Annotated in this window: 19 protein-coding genes; 12 read left to right on the top strand and 7 right to left on the bottom strand. The window is 53.9% G+C overall.

Annotated elements, in window-relative coordinates:
- The coding region (locus VGJ94_15545) for a hemerythrin domain-containing protein (protein HEY3278032.1) at nt 1–948 on the top strand (948 nt) is incomplete at its 5' end.
- Nucleotides 949–1,040: 92 nt separating this feature from the next.
- Here VGJ94_15545 and VGJ94_15540 read toward each other — a convergent pair.
- Complete coding sequence (locus VGJ94_15540) at nt 1,041–2,219, bottom strand: zinc-dependent alcohol dehydrogenase (GenBank protein HEY3278031.1); 1,179 nt, start codon at nt 2,217–2,219, stop codon at nt 1,041–1,043.
- Between the two features lie 18 nt (nt 2,220–2,237).
- Entirely contained in the window at nt 2,238–3,452 is a 1,215-nt protein-coding gene (locus VGJ94_15535) for a zinc-dependent alcohol dehydrogenase (protein HEY3278030.1), read from the bottom strand.
- 241 nt (nt 3,453–3,693) lie between these two features.
- Between VGJ94_15535 and VGJ94_15530 the strand changes: the two genes are divergently transcribed.
- The 3 genes from VGJ94_15530 to selD all read left to right on the top strand — a co-directional run bounded on the left by VGJ94_15530 (nt 3,694) and on the right by selD (nt 5,838).
- Complete coding sequence (locus tag VGJ94_15530) at nt 3,694–4,419, top strand: flavodoxin family protein (GenBank protein ID HEY3278029.1); 726 nt, start codon at nt 3,694–3,696, stop codon at nt 4,417–4,419.
- Between the two features lie 44 nt (nt 4,420–4,463).
- Nucleotides 4,464–4,733 carry a hypothetical protein gene (locus VGJ94_15525; GenBank protein ID HEY3278028.1) on the top strand — a complete coding sequence of 90 codons (270 nt, stop codon included), beginning with the start codon at nt 4,464–4,466 and terminating at the stop codon, nt 4,731–4,733.
- Between the two features lie 73 nt (nt 4,734–4,806).
- A complete protein-coding gene (gene selD, locus VGJ94_15520) occupies nt 4,807–5,838 on the top strand; it encodes a selenide, water dikinase SelD (GenBank protein HEY3278027.1) in 1,032 nt (343 codons plus the stop codon).
- 10 nt (nt 5,839–5,848) lie between these two features.
- Here selD and VGJ94_15515 read toward each other — a convergent pair whose 3' ends face one another.
- Both VGJ94_15515 and VGJ94_15510 read right to left on the bottom strand, forming a co-directional pair.
- Nucleotides 5,849–7,105 carry a coproporphyrinogen III oxidase family protein gene (locus tag VGJ94_15515; GenBank protein HEY3278026.1) on the bottom strand — a complete coding sequence of 419 codons (1,257 nt, stop codon included), beginning with the start codon at nt 7,103–7,105 and terminating at the stop codon, nt 5,849–5,851.
- 90 nt (nt 7,106–7,195) lie between these two features.
- Nucleotides 7,196–7,732, bottom strand: coding sequence for a YceI family protein (locus VGJ94_15510; protein ID HEY3278025.1), 537 nt, complete (start codon nt 7,730–7,732; stop codon nt 7,196–7,198).
- Nucleotides 7,733–8,047: 315 nt separating this feature from the next.
- Here VGJ94_15510 and VGJ94_15505 point away from each other — a divergent pair, with 315 nt between their 5' ends.
- The 8 genes from VGJ94_15505 (at nt 8,048) to VGJ94_15470 (ending at nt 15,806) form a co-directional block, all read left to right on the top strand.
- Nucleotides 8,048–8,542, top strand: coding sequence for a CarD family transcriptional regulator (locus VGJ94_15505; protein HEY3278024.1), 495 nt, complete (start codon nt 8,048–8,050; stop codon nt 8,540–8,542).
- 13 nt (nt 8,543–8,555) lie between these two features.
- Entirely contained in the window at nt 8,556–9,602 is a 1,047-nt protein-coding gene (locus VGJ94_15500; protein HEY3278023.1) for a PIN domain-containing protein, read from the top strand.
- A 4-nt stretch (nt 9,603–9,606) separates the two neighbouring features.
- Nucleotides 9,607–10,305, top strand: a complete 699-nt coding sequence (ispD, locus tag VGJ94_15495; protein HEY3278022.1) for a 2-C-methyl-D-erythritol 4-phosphate cytidylyltransferase — start codon at nt 9,607–9,609, stop codon at nt 10,303–10,305.
- Entirely contained in the window at nt 10,302–10,781 is a 480-nt protein-coding gene (ispF, locus tag VGJ94_15490; GenBank protein ID HEY3278021.1) for a 2-C-methyl-D-erythritol 2,4-cyclodiphosphate synthase, read from the top strand. The genes ispD and ispF overlap by 4 nt, the downstream gene beginning before the upstream one ends.
- Before the next feature lie 54 nt (nt 10,782–10,835).
- Entirely contained in the window at nt 10,836–12,197 is a 1,362-nt protein-coding gene (gltX, locus tag VGJ94_15485) for a glutamate--tRNA ligase (GenBank protein HEY3278020.1), read from the top strand.
- A gap of 5 nt (nt 12,198–12,202) precedes the next feature.
- Nucleotides 12,203–13,678: an ATP-binding protein gene (locus VGJ94_15480; protein HEY3278019.1), complete on the top strand. Its 1,476-nt coding sequence runs from the start codon at nt 12,203–12,205 to the stop codon at nt 13,676–13,678.
- Entirely contained in the window at nt 13,668–15,059 is a 1,392-nt protein-coding gene (locus VGJ94_15475; GenBank protein HEY3278018.1) for a sigma-54 dependent transcriptional regulator, read from the top strand. The genes VGJ94_15480 and VGJ94_15475 overlap by 11 nt, the downstream gene beginning before the upstream one ends.
- A gap of 231 nt (nt 15,060–15,290) precedes the next feature.
- On the top strand, nt 15,291–15,806 hold the full coding sequence (locus tag VGJ94_15470) for a hypothetical protein (GenBank protein HEY3278017.1): 516 nt from the start codon (nt 15,291–15,293) through the stop codon (nt 15,804–15,806).
- Nucleotides 15,807–15,866: 60 nt separating this feature from the next.
- On the opposite strand, the gene VGJ94_15465 is transcribed toward VGJ94_15470, so the two are convergent.
- From VGJ94_15465 to VGJ94_15455, 3 genes are all read right to left on the bottom strand, one after another.
- Nucleotides 15,867–17,816, bottom strand: a complete 1,950-nt coding sequence (locus tag VGJ94_15465) for a zinc-ribbon domain-containing protein (GenBank protein HEY3278016.1) — start codon at nt 17,814–17,816, stop codon at nt 15,867–15,869.
- Nucleotides 17,813–18,637: a glutamate racemase gene (gene murI, locus VGJ94_15460; GenBank protein HEY3278015.1), complete on the bottom strand. Its 825-nt coding sequence runs from the start codon at nt 18,635–18,637 to the stop codon at nt 17,813–17,815. The genes VGJ94_15465 and murI overlap by 4 nt, the downstream gene beginning before the upstream one ends.
- 151 nt (nt 18,638–18,788) lie before the next feature.
- Nucleotides 18,789–19,340, bottom strand: a 552-nt coding sequence (locus tag VGJ94_15455; protein HEY3278014.1) for a hypothetical protein, incomplete at its 5' end; no start/stop codon positions are given.

The raw sequence follows: 19,340 nt of genomic DNA, 5'->3' as shown, positions 1-19,340 counted from the left end.
GTCGTCCACGAGTATAACGAGTGCTACCTCTACCACTCCTTTATGGAAAAGGAGCTCGACCCCAGGATCAGAAAAATATGGGAGCTCCACCTGGATATGGAGCTCGGACACCTGAGGAACGCCGTGGAGCTCATGGGAAGGTACACGAAAAAGGATGCCCAGGAGCTCCTGCCGAAGCGCCTGCCTGCCCCCATCGTCTTCGAGCCGAACATCAAATACGTAAGAGACATCCTGGAGAGCCAGGTGAACCTGACGGCAGTGGGGATGGATTTCAAGCCGGTGGAGCAGGTGGATAAAAACTACCGCTATTTCACCTATCAGAACATGGTAAACGGTGGATGGGTGCCGAGCGAGGAGGTGATCGAGCAGCACACGGAGAAATTCGGCGAAGACTACAGATTGGACCTCACCTTCGGCGAGCGGACCGATAAAGTCCGTGCGGCTGAATATTACGGCCTGCCGACGCCTTCCAACGATATCTTCACCTTACTCAAGAAGGAGCATAATGAGGTGAAACTCCTGTTTCAGAAGATCAAAATTGCGGCTCACGGGAAGGACGCCCTGTTCTCCGAGCTGGCCGAGAACCTCTCCCTTCACATGGAAGGGGAGGAGCAGCTCTTCTATGCCAAGCTCCAGGAGAACCCGGGGACCAGGGATCTGGTACGCGAAGCATACGAAGAGCATAGCGAAGCAAAGCGGATTTTGAAGGACATGGAAAATATTCCCCTTGCTCAGAAGGAGTGGATGTCCATGGTTAACCAGCTGCAGCAGTCAGTGGAGCATCATATAGAGGAGGAGGAAATGCAGCTTTTCCCCAAGGCCCACGACATAATCGATCAGATCGAATCCCGGAACATGGCAAAAGATTTCCAGTCCGATAAGCAGGTGAATTTTCAGACCACCTCCTGGATAAAGGAGCCCCACGAAAGGCACGCCACGATAGGTTAAGAAAACAGGCGCCGCCCGTCCTGAAAGGGCCGGGCGGCGCCTGCGCCATCCTCCATTTTCATTGACCCGCGACTAAATCCGCTTCTAAAGAATCATGCACCAGGCCTCAGCACTACCTTGATGCAATGCTCCGTTTTGTCACGGAACATCTTATAGGCTTGCGGCGCATCCTCCAACGGCAACTGGTGGGTGATTATGAAGGAGGGGTCTATTTCGTCCCTCTCTATCCTTTCCAGCAGAGGCCCCATATACTTCTGCACATGCGTCTGTCCGGTCTTGATGGTAAGGCCCTTGTTCATCATTGCGCCCAAAGGTATTTTATCGGCTACTCCGACATAGACGCCGGGGACGGAAAGGGTGCCTCCCTTCCGGCAGCACATAATCGCCTCCCTCAGGACATCGGGGCGGTCGGTCTCCATATATACCGCCGACTTCACCTTATCGTATATGGCCCCTATACTTCCCCGTGCATGGGCCTCCGTTCCCACCGCATCGATGCACCGGTCGGGTCCGCGCCCCTTTGTCATCTCCATCAGGGTTTGATATACATCGGTGTTCTCGAAATCAATCGTTTGCGCCCGCCCGTGTTCCTCTGCCATGGCAAGGCGCTCCGGCACGCGGTCGATGGCGATTACCCTGCCGGCGCCGAACATCCAGGCGCTCTTGATGGTGAGTTGTCCCACGGGGCCGCATCCCCAGACTGCCACTGTATCACCCTCTTCTATCTGGGCGTTCTCCGCGGCCATATAGGCGGTGGGCAGGATATCGGAGAGGAAGAGGACCTTCCTGTCCGATATGCCATCGGGGATCTTTATCGGTCCCACATCGGCATAGGGGACGCGCAGGTACTCCGCCTGGCCTCCCGGGAAGCCACCCAGCATATGGGAATAACCGAGTAACCCCGCGGGAGATTCGCCCATGGCCTTGCGTGCGGTCTCCGCATTGGGGTTCGAGTTGTCGCACAAGCTGAACAGGCCTTTCCGGCAGAAGAAACACTCCCCGCAGGAAATGGTGAAGGGCACCACCACCCGGTCGCCTGCCTTGAGGTGCGTGACCGCGCTTCCCACCTCGACTACTTCACCCATCGGCTCATGGCCGATCACATCCCCTTTCTCCATGGTGGGCATGAAACCGTCGTACAGATGCAGGTCGGAACCGCATATTGCCGTCAAGGTGATTTTCACAATAACATCTTTGGGGTCCTGTATTGTGGGATCGGGCACCGTATTGACCCGGATGTCGCTTTTACCGTACCAACATACTGCTTTCATAGGGTCCTCCTTCGGGTGCTATGACCCTGGCTGCAGTTCTACCTTGACCCAGCCATCTTCACGGGTATCGAAATTCTTATAGGCGGTGGTGGCGGATGAGAGGGGCTCCACATGAGTGAGTATTTTCGAAGGGTCGATACTGCCGGTCTGGACCAATTCGAGGAGCTTGGGGATGTACTTGCGGTGGTTACAGTTTCCCATGTTGATGGTCAGGTTCTTATTCATGGCCTCGCCGGTCGGAAAGACCCTGAGCGTCTGGGGGTAGACGCCGATGATGGAAAGGGTGCCTGCCTTGGCGAGGGCCTCGACTGCCCAGGTGAGGGCAAGGGAGGGGGCGTCGCCCGGCTGCCATGCCGATCCCTGAGGATGGGTTTCGGGTGCGATCTCCTGGAGTTCCCGCTTGAACTCCGATTTATCTTTCTTGGAAATGGAGGCTGCGGGTCCATGGTGGGGCATCTGCGCATCGACGCCCACCGCGTCGATTGCCCTGTCAACGCCGATTCCTCCGGTAAGCGCCCTGATTAGCATGACCGGGTCCTCCTTCTCGAAATTGATAATTTCCGCTCCCTGGGCCTGGGCCATTTCGAGCCTCGAAGGAATGTGGTCCACGGCAAATACCATTCCCGCGTCCATCATCATGGCGCTCGCGATCGCGAATTGGCCTACGGGACCACAGCCGAAGACCGCGACCGTATCGCCCGGTTTTATCTCGGCCATATCGGCGCCGAAATAACCGGTGGGGAAGATATCTGATAGCATGATCGCCTTGTCATCGTCCACATGGTTGTGGACCGCCACGGGTCCCACATTTGCAAAGGGTATGCGGGCATACTCGGCCTGCAGCCCGTCGAAAGAACCGGATTCTTCGGGCCCGCCGAAAAATGCCGTCCCCGCCAGCTTGCCCTTCGGGTTCGCATTGTCACATTGCGAATAGTAGCCTTTACGGCAGTAAGAGCAGTAGCCGCAGGCGATGGTCGACGGTATGATGACCCGGTCGCCTATCCTCAGGTTTCTCACCGCGGAACCTACTTCCTCGACGGTGCCGACCCCTTCGTGACCGAGGATCGTCCCTGGTCTCATGTGGCCCATGGTTCCCCTTATCATGTGAAGGTCAGTCCCGCAGATGGCCGAAGCCGTGAGCCGCACGATCGCGTCGGTGGGCTCTTTGATTTCTGGGTCAGGCACGTTTTGAATCCCTATGCTCCCTATTCCTTCGAAAACCAATGCTTTCATAAGAACCTCCTAAAATCCTATTTGGATCTTGGCCCACAATATAAGCACATGAGAAAATAGCGTCAACCCGCACCTCCTGATCCGCGTTATCCGTAAGCCGGGGAGAAAACGAGACCCCTGGGGGCACGATAAAATCTGTTTTCCGGCTAAGCCGAGTTGAGGTATAGTATAGTTACGGCAAGGCCCCGCGGGAGAAGTCGCCCGGCCGGGAGAAGAGGCGGACACTGCCGGGGAGGAAAGAATGAACGTATTGATCCTGAGCGGAAGCCCCAGGGGACCGAAGAGCGTGACCAATAAGCTCCTCGCGGCTCTCGCGGCCGGAATATCCGCGGGCAATGGGCAGGTGCGGCAGTTTTCCGTCTGCTCCATGAAGATCGCGTCCTGCATCGGATGCCTGGCGTGCATGCATAAAACGCCAGGGGTATGTGCGATTAAAGACGATATGGAGGAGATCTACGGGGCCCTCAAGACATCCGATATTCTCGTCATAGGCACTCCCGTCTATGTTGACAGCATGAGCTCTCAGATGAAAGCGGTCATAGACAGGTCCGTGGCCTGCCTCCAGCCTTTCCTCGTACGGGACAAGACGGGCAGGATACGCCATCCCTTCAACTGGAGAATGCCGGGGAGGTTCCTCCTCGTCTCCACGAGCGGCTTCCCCGAGACCGCCACCTTCGATCCCCTCATTGCCACCTTCAGGGCAGGAGCGGCCAATTTCGGCGCCGAGCCCATAGGCGAGGTCTGTATCCCGGGCTCCATTGCCCTTCAGATCCAGCCCGATTTGCTCGCCGGCCATCTGCGCCTCATAGAGGAGATGGGACAAGGGCTGGCCCTGGAAGGCAGGATCGACGGCGAATCGCTTAAGAAGATCAATATACCCCCCGTTCAAGTGGGCGAATACCTCGAGATCGCCGCTTCATACGAATCGTGGTGCCGGGAGCGCCTGGGCGATCAGGCAAAGCCGTAATCGTCCTTCCGGTCTCCGGACTGTCTCCCGGAGGCGGCCTTGAAGTGGACCTGAGACATGGGTTAAAATTGAATATGAAGAAAGAGTACTCCCTTTATTTGGGCGTGGGAGACCGGGTAATCCACAAGAGGTTCACGAGGTGGGGCATGGGTGTGGTGACCGAGGAAAGAAGCTCAACCGTTCCCGGGGGCTTCTGTTATGTCCGGATTGTATTCCAGGATGGGAAGGTCCGGGTCTTCGACAATGATTTCAAGAGCGGGAACTGCTGCTACTACGCGGGCATTCAGAGGCTCGACGATATAGATCTCGGTTAAAACCGGCACCCGACACGTTCGTGGAGGGTATTGACGCCTGTGGACCGGGTTTCAAACTGGAGGAGAGAGACAGGTGACTGTAGAACTTACGAAATTTGTCAGAGGAGCCGGCTGAGCGTCGAAAATAGGTCCGGGCGACCTAACCGACATTCTGTGCGGCGTGGAAATACCTGCGGATGAAAACGTCATTGTGGGCATCGAAGGCTTTGAAGACGCGGGGGTCTATAAAATCACCGACGAGGTGGCCATCGTCCAGACCGTTGATTTCTTTACCCCCATCGTCAATGATCCCTATTCCTTCGGCCAGATCGCCGCGGCAAATTCGATGAGCGACATATACGCCATGGGTGCGGTCCCGAGGACCGGGCTCAACATCGTCTGCTTTTCTCTTCAGCAGTTCGGAAAAGACGTGCTCAAGGAGATCCTGAGGGGCGGGGCCGACAAGATGCGGGAAGCGGGGGTAAGCCTTCTCGGCGGTCACAGCGTGGATGATACGGAGACGAAGTACGGAGTCGCCGTAACAGGCACGGTCCATCCCGATAAGGTGATACTCAACGAAGGCGCCGTGCCGGGTGATATTCTGGTGGTCACCAAGCCTCTCGGCACCGGCATACTTAATACGGCCATGAAGGCCGACATGCTCGACGAGGCCGCGGTGGCGAGACTCGTCGAGGTTATGGCGAGGCTCAATAATAAAGCCTCGGAGGCCATGCTCTCCGTCAGGACCCACGCGGCAACGGACGTCACGGGATTCGGGCTCGCGGGCCATCTCAAGGAGATGATCAAAGAGAGCCTGGGGGTGGAGCTTTTCGCGGACCGCCTTCCCTATTTCGAGGAAGCGAAAGAGCTGGCTTCCATGGGCATGCTCCCGGCAGGACTCTACCGGAATAAGGATTTTTACGGGATCCATGTGGAGGGTAATTCCGAAGGCTTTATCAGGGACATCATCTTCGACCCTCAGACTTCGGGGGGGCTGCTCATGGCGATCAATCCGGACGATAAGGAACGATTCGAATCAATCGCATCGGATAAGGGGCTCGAGTACCGTATTATAGGCAGGTTTGTGGCGGAGCCCGCAGGAAAGATTATCTTAAGCTCATCATGAATTGAGGGGATTATTTGGGGCCGGTCATGAGCTCCCGTCGGCAATAATCCCTGAAATTATTGACGCCGATAAAGAACTCGCGCATCATGAGCACCCAGTAGTACTGCCCTTTCCTGGTGAGGGTGAGGCAGGAGCCTTGTTTCTTGAGCCCCCCCGCGAGCATGAAAAAGAGTATCTCCGTCCAGAGGTACCGCAAGGGATTGACCCCTGTTTTTTTGCCTAATTCCTTGATATCGAGCTTAAGGCCGAAGAGCTTCATCAGGAAATCATATCTGAGTCGTTCCTTCATCGAAAAATCGCGCCTCGCCGTCACAGGCGGCTCGCCCCGGCCGAGCTTCTTTACGTACTCCTCGATGTCGAAGGTATTCGCATAGACGCTTCCCCCGAGATAGCCGATCGACCCGCTCCCAAGACCCGCATATTCCTCGAAATTGATGACATACTCGTCGATCATGCCTTTGTGGCGGGAAAAACACCACGCCGTCGTCGCCTCATAGGTCGGGGTCAGCATCTCCACGATCTTCTCGTAGAGCGCGCCTCCCCGCTCGTAATTGACGATGCCCAGCTTCTTGTTCATGGCTGCCTGAGTAAAGGTGGAGACCATGAGGGGATAATAGGTGATCTGGTCAACGCCGAGGCCCACGAGGGTGGAAAGGTCTTTTTCCAGGATCGCCATGGACTGGGCGGGAAAATTGAATATCATATCTATATTGAGAGTCTGGAATTTCCCCTGGGTATATTGGAGCCGCTCAGCGATCATCTCGCCGCTTCCGTACTTATGGTAGCGCTCGGTAGCCTTCAGGATTCCGTCGTCGAAACTTTGGACTCCCACGGAAAGCCGGTGCACGCCCGCAGCCTGAAGGAGGGCAATATTTTCATCGGTGAGGTGGTTGGGGTTTGTCTCGACCGACACCTCCTTCACGGGAAAACTTTTCTTAATGAGGTCGATGGTCTCCGCCAGCTCATCCACGAGTACGGTCGGGGTTCCTCCGCCCACATAAAGGGAGGAAAATTCGTACCCCAAGTCCCTGTACATGAGGACCTCTTTTCTCAATGCCTTGAAATAAGACCTCGCGAGGGGCTCCCTGAATACTATCCTGTTGAAGGAGCAGTAAGGGCAAAGCTCCTCGCAGAAAGGGATATGGACGTAGACGAGTCTCGGCAGGTCATTGGGCGCCCGGGGCACGGAAGCGGAAGAGGCGCTGAACCGGAGATAATCGGAGTTCTTCTTTCTGGCAATGGAGGTAATCAGTTTTTCTATTAGCATAGGGGTATCCGGTGCAAAACCTAAGAAGGTTAAAGCTTTTGAGCAAAAAAATCAAGAGCGTGGGCTATACGGTCGCCGTCCCGGAACCGTTCACTCGACGAGGTCGGCTTCCGCATTGATGGTGAGATAGGCATGCTTTCCTACCATGAATCCGCCATTTTCGAGGTCCATGCTTTTGGTCATGCCGAAGTCTTCCCGGTTGACCCGTGTGGTAGCCTGGAATCCGAAAGTAGTGTAGAGCCTGTCGTCATCCTGGAAGCGGGAGGGACCGGCGAAGGTTACGTCGAGGGTAATCCGGCGGGTGACGCCGTGAACGGTCAGGTCGCCATGGACCAGGCACCGGTCGAGACCCACGGCTTCCGCTGCCGAGCTTTTAAAGGTGATGGCGGGGAAGGTCGCCGCATCGAAGTAGTTTGCGCTCTTCAGATCCTCATCCCTTCTCTCTACGCCCGTAAAGATGCTTGTCACGTCGATCTCAGCCTCCACCGACAGCTCCGTTAACCGGGCGGGATCGAACCGAAGGGTCCCTTTTACCCGGGTAAACTGCCCGTGGACCCAGGTCACCATCATGTGGCGAATCGAAAAAAGAGCGGCCGTATGGTCCTCGTCGAATACAAATTGTGCCATAATCACTCCTCCTGCCAACAAGATGTGCCTTTGATGGCGCTATACAAATATATATCCTCATATAATAAAAAGACAGGTGATCTCGGGTGACAACGTGCCGGCCGGTTTATTTCTTCCGATAGTCCGGCTGAAAGCACGGCGCCGGAGCGCCTTATCCCCCTGCAGTAGCGTGAATAAGTGAGGCTTTGGAGGCCTTGTGCAAAAAAGGGCAGGGGAGCCATCGAGGCTAATCCATTGAATATTTTTGGCTAACGTGGTAAAATAAGGAGTCAAAAAAGAAAAGGGAACAACAGGTACAAGATGATTGGAGGTAGAATGTTCAAGGTCGGTGAAGTGGCTGTATATCCAGGTCATGGGGTCGGAAAGATCGCGTCCATCGAGGAGAAGGAATTCTCGGGCACGAAGCAATCTTTCTATATCATGCGTATCCTCGACACAGATATGACCATAATGATTCCGGTTGATCATGCAGGTCATACGGGTCTCCGCTGTGTCATCGAATCCTGCGAGGTTACACGGGTCTTCGATATCCTGAAAGACAAGAACGTGGTCCATGACAACGCCCCGTGGAACAGGCGGTACAAAGAATATATGGAGCGGATAAAGAGCGGCTCCATATTCGAGGTAGCCATGGTATTGAAGGAGCTCTATAGCCTCAGGGTCTGGAAAGAGCTTTCTTTCGGCGAAAAGAAGATGTTCGAGATTGCGCGCAACCTGATAAAGAAAGAGCTTTCAATCGCCCTGAACAAGGAGGAAGAGGCAATAGAAGAAGAAATAGAGGGGATCTTTCTGGAAAACTACAAAGTCTAGGAGTCTTCTTATTTTGAGCATACTGGTCCAGATCATTTTAGTCGCGGTCACCACGGTCACCGGTTATTTCATTTTCAAGGAAATGTTTACCACCAGCCTGATCGGATTGATTGGCGCGATCTGCGGCCTTGCCGTCGGCTACGTCGTCCTTAAACTCGAAGAAAAACTCAAAGATATTCCATTGAAGATCATTATAGGAAGTCTCGCGGGACTCACCATAAGCCTGCTGGTGGCGAACCTTTTCGTGGCCCGGCTCCTCCTCACCATCATGAAGGACGTCCCCATATCCCTGCCGATCTATATCCTCCTCTATGTGGTCATGGGGTATCTGGGATTCCGTATCGGCGAAAAAAAGAGCCAGACCATCGATCTCTCCAAGGTTCCATTATTTGACAGGATCGAGGGCACGGAGAACGTCAAGATCCTGGACACAAGCATCATAATAGACGGACGGATCGGCGACGTGTGCGAGACGGGTTTCATCGAAGGGGCCTTTATCATTCCCCAATTCGTTCTTTATGAGCTGCAGCATATCGCCGACCATCAGGACCCGGTGAGGAGGACGAGAGGAAGGAGAGGCCTCGAAGTGCTCCACCGGCTCCAGAAACAGACGCTGGTAAAGGTAAGAATCGTGGATTATGATTTCCCGAAGCTCCAGGACGTGGATACGAAGCTCATCGCCCTGGCAAAGAAACTGAACGGAAAGATCGTCACCAACGACTATAACCTCCATAAAGTTGCCGAGCTGCAGGGCGTGGAAGTCCTTAACATGAACCAGCTTGCCACTGCCATGAAGCCCCCCATCCTGCCCGGTGAGCAGATGGGCATAAAAATTCTCAAGGAGGGCAAAGAGCACGGCCAGGGCATCGGCTATCTTGAGGACGGCACTATGGTGGTAGTCGACGAGGCGAGGAAGCTGCTCGGTAAATCCGTAGACGTGGTCGTAACCAGCGTGCTCCAGACCACCTCCGGCAGGATGATCTTTGCAAAGCTTAAGGAACAGGCAGAAAAAGAATTCTATGTACCCACGGAATTTAATCTGGAAGAACAAGTGAGGTAAATATATGAGGACTCTCGGCATCATCCTCGCGGGCGGTACGGGCAAGAGGATGGGAGCTTCCACGAACAAACAGTTCCTCCTTCTCGACAATAAGCCTCTCATTGTGCATACCATGCAGGTTTTTGAGGAATGCAGGAGCATAGACGGCTTCTATCTCGTAGTGAATCAGAAAGACCTCGCCGTGATCCAGGAAGAGATCCTGGAGACTTATAAATTCAGCAAACTTCTGAAAACGGTGATTGGCGGAAGACTGAGACAGGATTCGGTGAAAAACGGACTCGAAGCAGTAGATACTCCTTGCGATATCGTCGTAATTCACGATGGGGCGAGGCCCTTTGTCTCTCCCGCCTTTATCGATAAGAGCATTTATCTCATGGAGATGTTCGATGCCATTATCCCCGCTCTGCCCGTAAAAGAAACAATCAAGGTCATCTCCAAAGAAGGATTTGTGGTGAAGACCCTGGAGAGGGACTCCCTCTGGTCCGTCCAGACACCCCAGACCTTCAAATTCGAACTTATTTCAAAAGCATATAAAGACGGGATCGCAAAGAAAGCCATGGGCCACGACGATGCAACTTTCCTCGAGCTTATGGGAAAAAAGGTGAAAGTCATCGAGGGCTCCCCCTATAACATGAAGATCACCACGCCCGAGGATCTCATTTTAGCGAGGGGCATGCTCTCCCAGCTTAAGGGTGGCTCGTGAGGGTGGGAATAGGCTATGATGTCCATCGCCTGGTGAAAGGAAGGGACCTTTTTCTCGGCGGGATCCAGATTCCTTTTGAAATGGGGCTTTTGGGCCATTCGGACGGCGACGTTCTTATCCACGCGGTCTGTGACGCCATCCTTGGCGCCATGTGCGAGGGCGACATAGGGACCCATTTCCCCGATACGGATGAGAGCATAGAAGGCATCAGGAGTACTGAAATTCTCTCCTATGTGGGCGGGCTCGTGGCGCAAAAAGGCTTCCGCATCATAAATATCGATGCCGTCGTGGTCGTTGAAAGGCCCAAGATATTCCCCCACCGGGAACAAATGAAAGAGACTATGGCACGGCTGCTCCATTTAAACGGCGATGCCATAGGGATTAAAGGGAAGACCACCGAAGGCCTCGGTTTCGCCGGCAGGCGGGAAGGCATCGAGGTCCATGCCATCGCCCTCCTGGAAGAGGCGGAAAAATGAAGGCAAGCCGTGTATCTCACAGAAACTGCGGGGGAGTCCGTCCGAAAGGTATCCATGGTTAAAGTCAGGTTTGCACCCAGCCCCACGGGATATCTCCACGTGGGCAATATGAGGACCGCCTTGGTGAATTACCTCTTTGCCCGTAAGGAGAAAGGTGCATTTGTGCTCAGGGTGGAAGATACCGATATCGAGAGGTCGGACCCGGCCTTCGAGAGGGCTCTTCTCGATGACCTTGCCTGGCTCGGCCTTACCTGGGACGAAGGCCCTTACACACAATCCGAAAGAACTGAGATTTACCGGGCCCATGCGGCGGTGCTGCTCAAAATGGGGTTGGCCTACAAGTGCTTCTGTTCGAAAGAGCGGCTCGACCGGATGAGGGAAGAGGCCCTGCACAGGGGATCTCCGCCCAAATACGATGGGACGTGCAGGGACCTGCCCGCGGAAGATGCTGCACGGCGGGAGCGCGAGGGAATGCCTTACGTGGTGCGTTTCAGGGCCCCCGCGAGAGCAATTCGGGTCAAGGACCTTATCCATGGAGAGATCTTCTTCCCTGCCGACCATGTAGATGACTTTATCCTCCTCAAGCAGGGATTGACCCCTGCCTATAATTTCGCCGTAACCGTCGACGACATGCTCATGGGCATCACCCATGTGATGAGGGGCGCGGACCACGTGTCGAACACGCCGAAACAGATCATGCTCTTTCAAGCATTCGGACAGGAGCCCCCTCTTTACGGGCACCATTCCCTGCTTACCGGAGCTGATCAGAAGCCCCTCAGCAAGAGGCACGGGGCAACCCATATCAGGGAATTCCGTGAAATGGGTATTCTCCCGGAAGCGCTCGTCAACTATGTGGCCGTCATCGGCAGGAGCGTAAAGAAAGAGATCATGGATGAAAAGGAGCTGATCGAGACCTTTTCTCCCCGGTCCCTTTCCCCGTCCGATTCCCTCTTCGATATGGAGAAGCTCCGCTGGTTCAACAGGGAGCATATCAGGAGATCTTCCACTGAAAAGCTCCTCGAAAAGATGGGCCTTCCTGATTCGTGCAGGGAAAAGGTCGCCCTCGTCCAGGAGAACGCCGGGACCCTGGCGGAGATACGGGATTACCTGGATATCTTCGAGGGCTCGACCATTACCGATGAAAGCATGGCTTACCTTGGCGGCGTCCCGTCTTCAGGTATGATAATCGCCTCCCTGGAAGAGGCCATGAAAAACGGGGTTCCCTCCTTCGATGATGCACTAAAAATGGTGGAGAGCGGAACGGGTCTCAAAAAACGCGATCTTTTCATGTGTCTCAGGATAAGCCTGACCGGCAGGAAGCACGGTCCCCCTCTTACGGACATTTTTTCCCATATCTCGAGAGAGGCCGTCACGGAAAGAATTTCACGTATTAAAGAACGGTTAGCCCTTTCGTGATGCCCATGCCTCTTTCCCTCAAAAAGTTGCAGGAAGGCATAAAGGATGTAATAAGGAGCCTCTCTCTCAGAACGCAGCTCCTCCTCATACTCCTTTTCCTTCTCGTGGTCTCCGTGAGCTCCCTCACCATCATCTATGCCCGTACCGAGGGACAGATCATGGAGAAGGTGACGGACAACATCGACGACATTACGAGGGCCATTCAGATCAGCGTGGAAGAGCTGTCATACGGGGGCGAAGGCAATCAGAGGCTCAAGAGCTACGTGGATATGCTCAATAAAAAGGGCATAGAAGAGATATCGATCATAAGCGACAAATCACAGGTTATCGCAAGCTCCGATCCCAAGAAGATCGGCACGGAGCAGAAGATCCCGGAGAAACGGCCGGGGAGAAGGAAAAACCTCATCATAACAGCCCGTCTGGGAGAAGAGAACAACAAGGAGACCCAGAAGCTCTACAATATCATAATGCCCGTCTCCATAAAGGGGCAGAGCATCGGCTACATCCATATCAACATGGTACTCGACGATTACAAACTCCTCCACCGGAAGAACCACCTGAAGCGCATCCTCAGCATGGTCTTTGCCTTCAGCATCGGCATCATCTTCAGCCTCCTTATTGCGGAGAAGTATACGGAGCCGATTAAACGGATCGCCGATGCGAGCAAGAGGATCGCTCAGGGCGAGCCGGTCAAAATCCGCGATACCGGGCGCAAGGACGAGATCGGCGTGCTCATCAACAGTTATAACGAGATGGTCGACAGGCTGAGCGAGAGGAAGGAGCTCGAAGAGAAGTTGAAAAAGACGGAGCAACTCTCTCTCATCGGACAGCTTTCGTCGGGTATCGCCCATGAGATCAGAAACCCCCTCAATTTTTTCTCCCTCTCCGTCGGTCATATCAAGGAATGGATTATCGAGGGAGGACAGGAGGATAAGGAAGAGGTAATCAAGCTTCTCGACAATCTCACGAAGGAGATTTACAAGGTAAACGAGCTGATCCACAATTTCCTCTTTCTGGGAAAGCCGATCACCTTGAATATTCAACGTATATCGCCGGAGGCGCTTATTGACGAGGCCATCTCCCTGGTGAAAGATAAAGTGGGAGACGACATCGAGATCAAGGTCCTCTGCAAAGGAGGGGACCTGCCCATCTGCTGCGACAGGGAGTATATGAGGATATGCCTTCTCAACCTCCTCCTCAATTCCGTCCAGGCCATGGATTACAAGGGCGTCGTGGAAATAGAGTGCGGCAGGGAAGACCCCTTTTCCTATATCCTGGTAAGGGACAATGGCGCCGGTATAGGCAAAGAGGAGAGGGATAAGATTTTCGAGCCCTATTACTCAACAAAAAAATATGGCATGGGGCTCGGCCTCGCCATCACAAAACGTTTTGTCGATGCCCATCAGGGCCGGATTATCATAGAAAGCGAAGTTGGCAAGGGAACGACAATAAAAATAACGGTGCCCTATTATGAAGCATGAGAAAGGTGTGATCCTCGTAGTTGAAGATGACCGCTTTCAGAGGGAGATCATTAAAACCATTCTGGCCAAAGAAGGATTTTATGTCGAAACCGCCGATTGCGGTCAGAAAGCCTTGGGCTTCCTCAAGGAGAGCGTCTTCGATGTGATACTTACGGACCTCCGCCTCCCCGATATCGATGGGACGGAAATTCTCAAAGAGGTAAAATCGCGAAACATACCGAGCCCGGTGATCATCATTACCGCCTTCGGCTCCATACCCTCCGCCATAGAGGCAACGAAGCTGGGCGCCTTCTACTATCTTGAAAAACCCTTCGAAAAGGACCAACTCCTTCTCGTGGTACAGAATGCGATGAACCAGGCGAGACTCGCGCAAGATAATATCATGCTCAAGAGCCAGCTTGAAGACCGTTTTCACCTCGAAAATATCATCGGCGCTCACGGCAAGATAGAAGAGCTCGCACGGATCGTGAGAAAGGCAGCGCCCACCACCTCCACCGTACTCATCTATGGAGAGAGCGGTACGGGGAAAGAGCTGTTTGCCAAGAGCATCCATTATAACAGCCCAAGGAAGGAGAAGCCCTTTTTTGCCATCAATTGCGCGGCCATACCTGAAACCCTGCTGGAGAGCGAGCTTTTCGGCTATGAGAAGGGGGCGTTCACGGGCGCCTTGTCGCGCTCGACCGGTTTGTTCGAGCAGGCCCAGGGGAGTACCTTATTTCTCGATGAGATCGGCGATCTTTCGGCGAGCACCCAGGCGAAGCTCCTGAGGGTTATTCAGGAGCGGGAGGTAAGGCGCCTCGGGGGGAAAGAGACCATCAAGCTCGATGTGAGGATCATTGCCGCCACGAACAAGAACCTGGAAGAGGAGATAAAAAAGGGCAATTTCAGGGAAGACCTTTACTACAGGTTCAATGTGATCGCCTTCACGGTTCCGCCGCTGCGGGAGCGGATCACCGATGTTCCCCTCCTGGTCGAGCATTTCCTGAATAAAATGAATCACGCGAACGGTAAAAAGAAAGTCGTGGAAGAGGATGCCCTTCGGGCGCTCATGAAATACGATTGGCCGGGAAACGTGAGGCAGCTCGAATCGGTGATTGAGAGGGCCTATATCATGGGCGAAGAGGACGCAGTCTGCCTCGACCATCTGCCGAAAGAAGTAAAAAGGGAAAAAGAGGTGAAAGGGGTCGACAGGCTGGAGATCCCCGATGACGGACTCGACCTCGACGCCATAGAAAAAGAGTTGATAAAAAAGGCAATTATCAAGGCAGAGGGCAAAATTTCCCTGGCCGCGAAGTACCTCAACATGTCCTACGACAAACTCTGGTTCAAAGTGAAAAAAATGAAAGAGAAGGACGAGATTCTTGGTTTAACGACCAAATAGCCCGCTTATTCGTGAATCAACGACCTATCGCAGTCAGCCTTTATGGGCGAAATCAATGATATCGGGTACTTACCTGTAGATTATTTCTGGCACCGCAAATGCACGCTTATTTTTCAAGATGTTATGCCGGTCTGCCTGACGGGAATGTGTTTTCGACCCCGTGGGGCGGGGTGATGGACACATACCGGGAGTCGAAGGCCCGGCGTAATACAAAAAACAGGAGGTACCAACATGAAAAGAGCTGTAATGATCGTTTTGGCCCTGTTGATCGCTGTCGCATTTGTATCAACAGTTTTCGCACAGGATAAACCGGCTGCGGCACCTGATAAGGCTGCGGCGGCACCCGAGAAAAAAGCAACAGACGAAAAGGCGGTCAAAGCGGAAAAACCCGCAAAGGCTGTGGACAAGAAAACCTTTGCCGGCGTGATCACGAAAGTCGATGCCGCGGGTAAGACGATCTCCGTAAAGGATGCCAGAGGCGAAGTGACTCTCGATGTCGCCGAGGCCACCTATGCGAAGGGCATGAAGATGGAAGCCCTGAAACCGGGCCAGAAAGTAATGGTCAAGTTTGAGGAGAAGGGCGGCAAGATGACGGGCATGAAGATCATGAAGGCCCCCAAGAAGCCCAAAGTAGAGAAGAAGGACGAAGCCAAGGCAGAGGCGAAACCCGAAGCAAAACCGGAAGCCAAACCCGAGGCAAAACCCGAAGCGAAACCGGAAGCCAAACCGGCCCCGGAAAAAAAGTAGAAACCCTATAAAAAAAGGGGCCTCTTCAGGCCCCTTTTTCATATCTTCATTCCCTCGAAATTATAAATAAGGTGGATCGGCTTCTATATGGACATCCGAGATTGCATAGAGTCCGAGGAGGGAGCGGTAGAGTTCGTCCCCGTCGCCCGTAAGGATCATCCTCCATTCATACTGCTGTCTTTTCTGAAACAGGGGCCCGGTCACGTCTCCTCGATATCCGTGGGTGTCAAGGACCTCCCTGACCCGGGCTAAGGCCTTAATCCCGGCCGATTCCTCTTTCTTGGAGATCTCCACCAGGAAAAATCTCGTGTAGGGAGGGAATTCTGCGGTCTTCCGCCGCGCCGTCTCATCCTTCAGGAATCCGATTGTATCGAGAAAGAGGGCAGGATCGATACGTTTCTTTTGTTCCATGCAGAAGACGAGTTCGTGGGGATTTAACGCATCGAGGAGGTGCATGAGGACCTGGAACATCTTTTCCCGGGCTTTATATCCTGAGGTCCTGGCAAGATCTTCCCACCCCGCCAGGATCAGCATGTCAACGTCCATCCCATAAAAGGTGGAGAGGGTCTGGGTGCCTACGAAAATAAAGGGGAACTGGTCCGCCTTCTTCCTGGCCTGTGCCCTCTCTTTCTTCGACGTATCGCCCGTAATTCTTGATACAAGGATCTCGGGAAAGAGGAGCTTTACCCTTTCCTCGAAGTATTCCGCACCCACACGGAAGAAGCGTATAAGGCTGCTTCCGCATTGAGGGCATCTCTCCTCATAGGGGAATTTGCCGCCGCAGGAAGGACAGACCAGGCGGTCGGTCGATTTCTGATAAGCCGTGATTCCCCCGCAGGAGGGGCACGTAAAAAGGGCCTTGCAGTCAACACACCGGATGGAGCTGCTGTAATCTTTGCGGGGTGTATAGAGCGCGATCCTGCCGCCCTTCTCGATTATAGGTCTCATCACATCGATCAGGCCCTCCGGGAGACCGTCATAAGAGGCGATATTTTTCTCCATGAGGACCTCGGAAAAGGGGGTTGAGGGAGGCCATTCACCTTGGGCTATAGGGAGCCGGCCCTCTTCCGTCTCCCTGAAGACATCCACCGACGGTGAAGCGCTGCCCAGGACCGCGGGGACGCCTTCCAGGGCTGCCCTTTTCACGGCGATCTGAGCGGCGTTAAACCTGAAGTCTTCCTCGTTCCTGTAATAATCTTCCTCGTGTCTTTCCACGATGACAAGTCCGAGATCGAGGACGGGAAGAAACACGGAGCTCCTGTTTCCCAGGATGAGAAACCCTCCCGACCTCCTGCTCCTGAAGTATGTCTCCATCCGTTCTTTACCCTTCATTGATGTCCCGTACCAAAGAACCTTTCCGGGAAAAGCTTCGTTAAATGCACGGGAAAAGTAATCCCCTGTGCCGTGATAATCGGGCAGGAGCATGAGGACGTTCTCATTCTTTTCCATGCATGCGGAGATGAGGGAGATATAATGAAAAAGTCGTTCGTCGGCGCCGCCTATAAAAAGTGTGCCCTCTTCGGCCTTGCCGCCGCCGATCTTCGCTTCACCGGGTAAAAAGGGCTCATTCGTGAAAATGTCCCGGATTATGAGGGTTCTGTCCTTCACTCCCTCCATTACCCGTTTCCTTCCCATGGACGAGATGGCTTTCTTGAGAGGTATGCCCTTTCGCTCATCCATATCCACAATGAGATATTTCTGCACATCTTTGTGAGGGGGAAGGACATATTTAAGGACAAGACCCGGAGGTGTCACATAGTAACGGGATGCCCAATCGGTCAGTTCGCTGAGGACGCCGTCAGCCAGGGGAAATAGGTCGGCGGGCTCCTCGATTTCCTTGAGCGCCCCCTTCTCTCCTTCTCTCAAGGCGGTGACAAAGCCTGCGAGGACCCTGGTGCGGAAGGGCACGATCACCCGGGAAAGGAGCGTGAGGTGAGACCTCCACAGGGGAGGCACGTAATAGGAAAAAGTTTTCGCCACCGGGATGGGCAGCGCCACATCGACGATCATGAAGAGAGGAGGAAATCGTTATAATCGAGGCTTTTGAGAAATCTGATCCGTCCTATGTCCTCGCCGAGGAACCGGCCGCCTATCTCCTTGAAGGTGTCCGGGGAATCGGTCACGAAGTACTCGGTGCCCCCTTTGCCGGAGGCATTAAGAATACCCCGGGCCTCGAGGGTCCGCTTCACATCTTTTGCCGTTTCCCTGCCCGTGTTGATGACGGTGACGCCTTTCCCCATTACCTTCTTGATCGTCTTTTCAAGGATAGGATAATGGGTGCACCCCATGACGAGGGTATCGATCTCCGATTTCCCGATCCCTTCGAGGTACCTGGCGGTCATGATCTCGGCGACCTTGTCGTTCTCGAGACCTTCTTCCACTATAGGCACAAAGAGGGGGCACGGCTTCGAGAGCACTGTGACCGCAGGGTCCTGCTTCACGATGGCCTTCTCGTAGGCGCCGCTTGCCACCGTAGCCTTGGTGCCGATCACCCCCACCCGTTTTGTTTTGGTAGCCCGAACCGCTTCCCGGGCGCCCGGGTCGATCACCCCGAGTACGGGGATGGGCAGCTTTTTCATAAGGATGGGCAGGGCCACGGCGGAGGAGGTATTGCACGCGATGACAAGTATTTTCACACCCTTGGTGAGCATGAAGATCGCCGATTCGAGGGCATACCGTGTCACCGTGCCTGCCGACTTGGTGCCATAGGGAAGACGGGCGGTGTCGCCAAGGTAGAGGATATGCTCCCGGGGAAGAAGCTCCCTCACCTCTTTAAGGACCGTAAGTCCCCCTATACCCGAGTCGAACATCCCGATAGATTGATTTTTCATTGAGAAAGATTAGGCTAGCCCACCCAAAAAGTCAAGATAAGCCACAACTTCTGTTTTTCCGCCTTTGCATTTACTAAAGACTACATGCTATCGACTGCCTCTACGACTGCCTTTTTGCTATCGACTAGAGACTATCGACTAGAGACTGCCTCTAAGGTTTCATCAGTCCAAGCGCCTCACGGACCTCTTCCATGGTTTGCCGTGCGATAATGCGGCACTCGTCCGCACCCTTCTTGATCACGTCCTTGATATAATCCGTATCCGACATGAGGGTTGCCGCTTTATCCTGTATGGGGCGAAGCTCTTTCATCATGTTTTCGAAGAGTATCTTCTTACAGTCGATGCACCCTATGGCAGCAGTACGGCAGCCTTTATCCACTTCCAGGCGGACCTCATCCGATGAGAAGGCACGGTGTATGGTGTAGATATTACAGATATCAGGATTGCCCGTGTCCTTCCGCCTCACCCTGTTGACATCGGTGACCGCGGTGCGGAGCTTCTCCCATATGGCCTTTTCATCCTCTAAAATGGCGATGAAGTTGCCCATGGATTTGGACATCTTGCCGGTCCCGTCCACACCGAGGATTCTCGGCGCTATGGAGAGAATGACCTGGGGTTCCGGGAAAAGAACGCCGAACCTGTTGTTGAACTTTCTGGCTACCTCCCTGCAAAGCTCCACGTGCTGGACCTGATCTTCGCCGAC

It is taken from the genome of Syntrophorhabdaceae bacterium, from assembly GCA_036504895.1.
Taxonomy (GTDB): domain Bacteria; phylum Desulfobacterota; class Syntrophorhabdia; order Syntrophorhabdales; family Syntrophorhabdaceae; genus PNOM01.
Note: the sequence above shows the minus strand (reverse complement) of the source record. Positions and strands in the feature narration are given on the sequence as shown.

Excerpts from the sequence above, each read along its gene's own strand:
- VGJ94_15540 (HEY3278031.1), bottom strand. The coding sequence starts at position 2,219 with ATGAAAGCAGTATGTTGGTACGGTAAAAGCGACATCCGGGTCAATACG.
- VGJ94_15535 (HEY3278030.1), bottom strand. The coding sequence starts at position 3,452 with ATGAAAGCATTGGTTTTCGAAGGAATAGGGAGCATAGGGATTCAAAAC.
- VGJ94_15530 (HEY3278029.1), top strand. The coding sequence starts at position 3,694 with ATGAACGTATTGATCCTGAGCGGAAGCCCCAGGGGACCGAAGAGCGTG.
- VGJ94_15515 (HEY3278026.1), bottom strand. The coding sequence starts at position 7,105 with ATGCTAATAGAAAAACTGATTACCTCCATTGCCAGAAAGAAGAACTCC.
- VGJ94_15510 (HEY3278025.1), bottom strand. The coding sequence starts at position 7,732 with ATGGCACAATTTGTATTCGACGAGGACCATACGGCCGCTCTTTTTTCG.
- VGJ94_15505 (HEY3278024.1), top strand. The coding sequence starts at position 8,048 with ATGTTCAAGGTCGGTGAAGTGGCTGTATATCCAGGTCATGGGGTCGGA.
- ispD (HEY3278022.1), top strand. The coding sequence starts at position 9,607 with ATGAGGACTCTCGGCATCATCCTCGCGGGCGGTACGGGCAAGAGGATG.
- gltX (HEY3278020.1), top strand. The coding sequence starts at position 10,836 with ATGGTTAAAGTCAGGTTTGCACCCAGCCCCACGGGATATCTCCACGTG.
- VGJ94_15480 (HEY3278019.1), top strand. The coding sequence starts at position 12,203 with ATGCCTCTTTCCCTCAAAAAGTTGCAGGAAGGCATAAAGGATGTAATA.
- VGJ94_15475 (HEY3278018.1), top strand. The coding sequence starts at position 13,668 with ATGAAGCATGAGAAAGGTGTGATCCTCGTAGTTGAAGATGACCGCTTT.
- VGJ94_15470 (HEY3278017.1), top strand. The coding sequence starts at position 15,291 with ATGAAAAGAGCTGTAATGATCGTTTTGGCCCTGTTGATCGCTGTCGCA.
- VGJ94_15465 (HEY3278016.1), bottom strand. The coding sequence starts at position 17,816 with ATGATCGTCGATGTGGCGCTGCCCATCCCGGTGGCGAAAACTTTTTCC.
- murI (HEY3278015.1), bottom strand. The coding sequence starts at position 18,637 with ATGAAAAATCAATCTATCGGGATGTTCGACTCGGGTATAGGGGGACTT.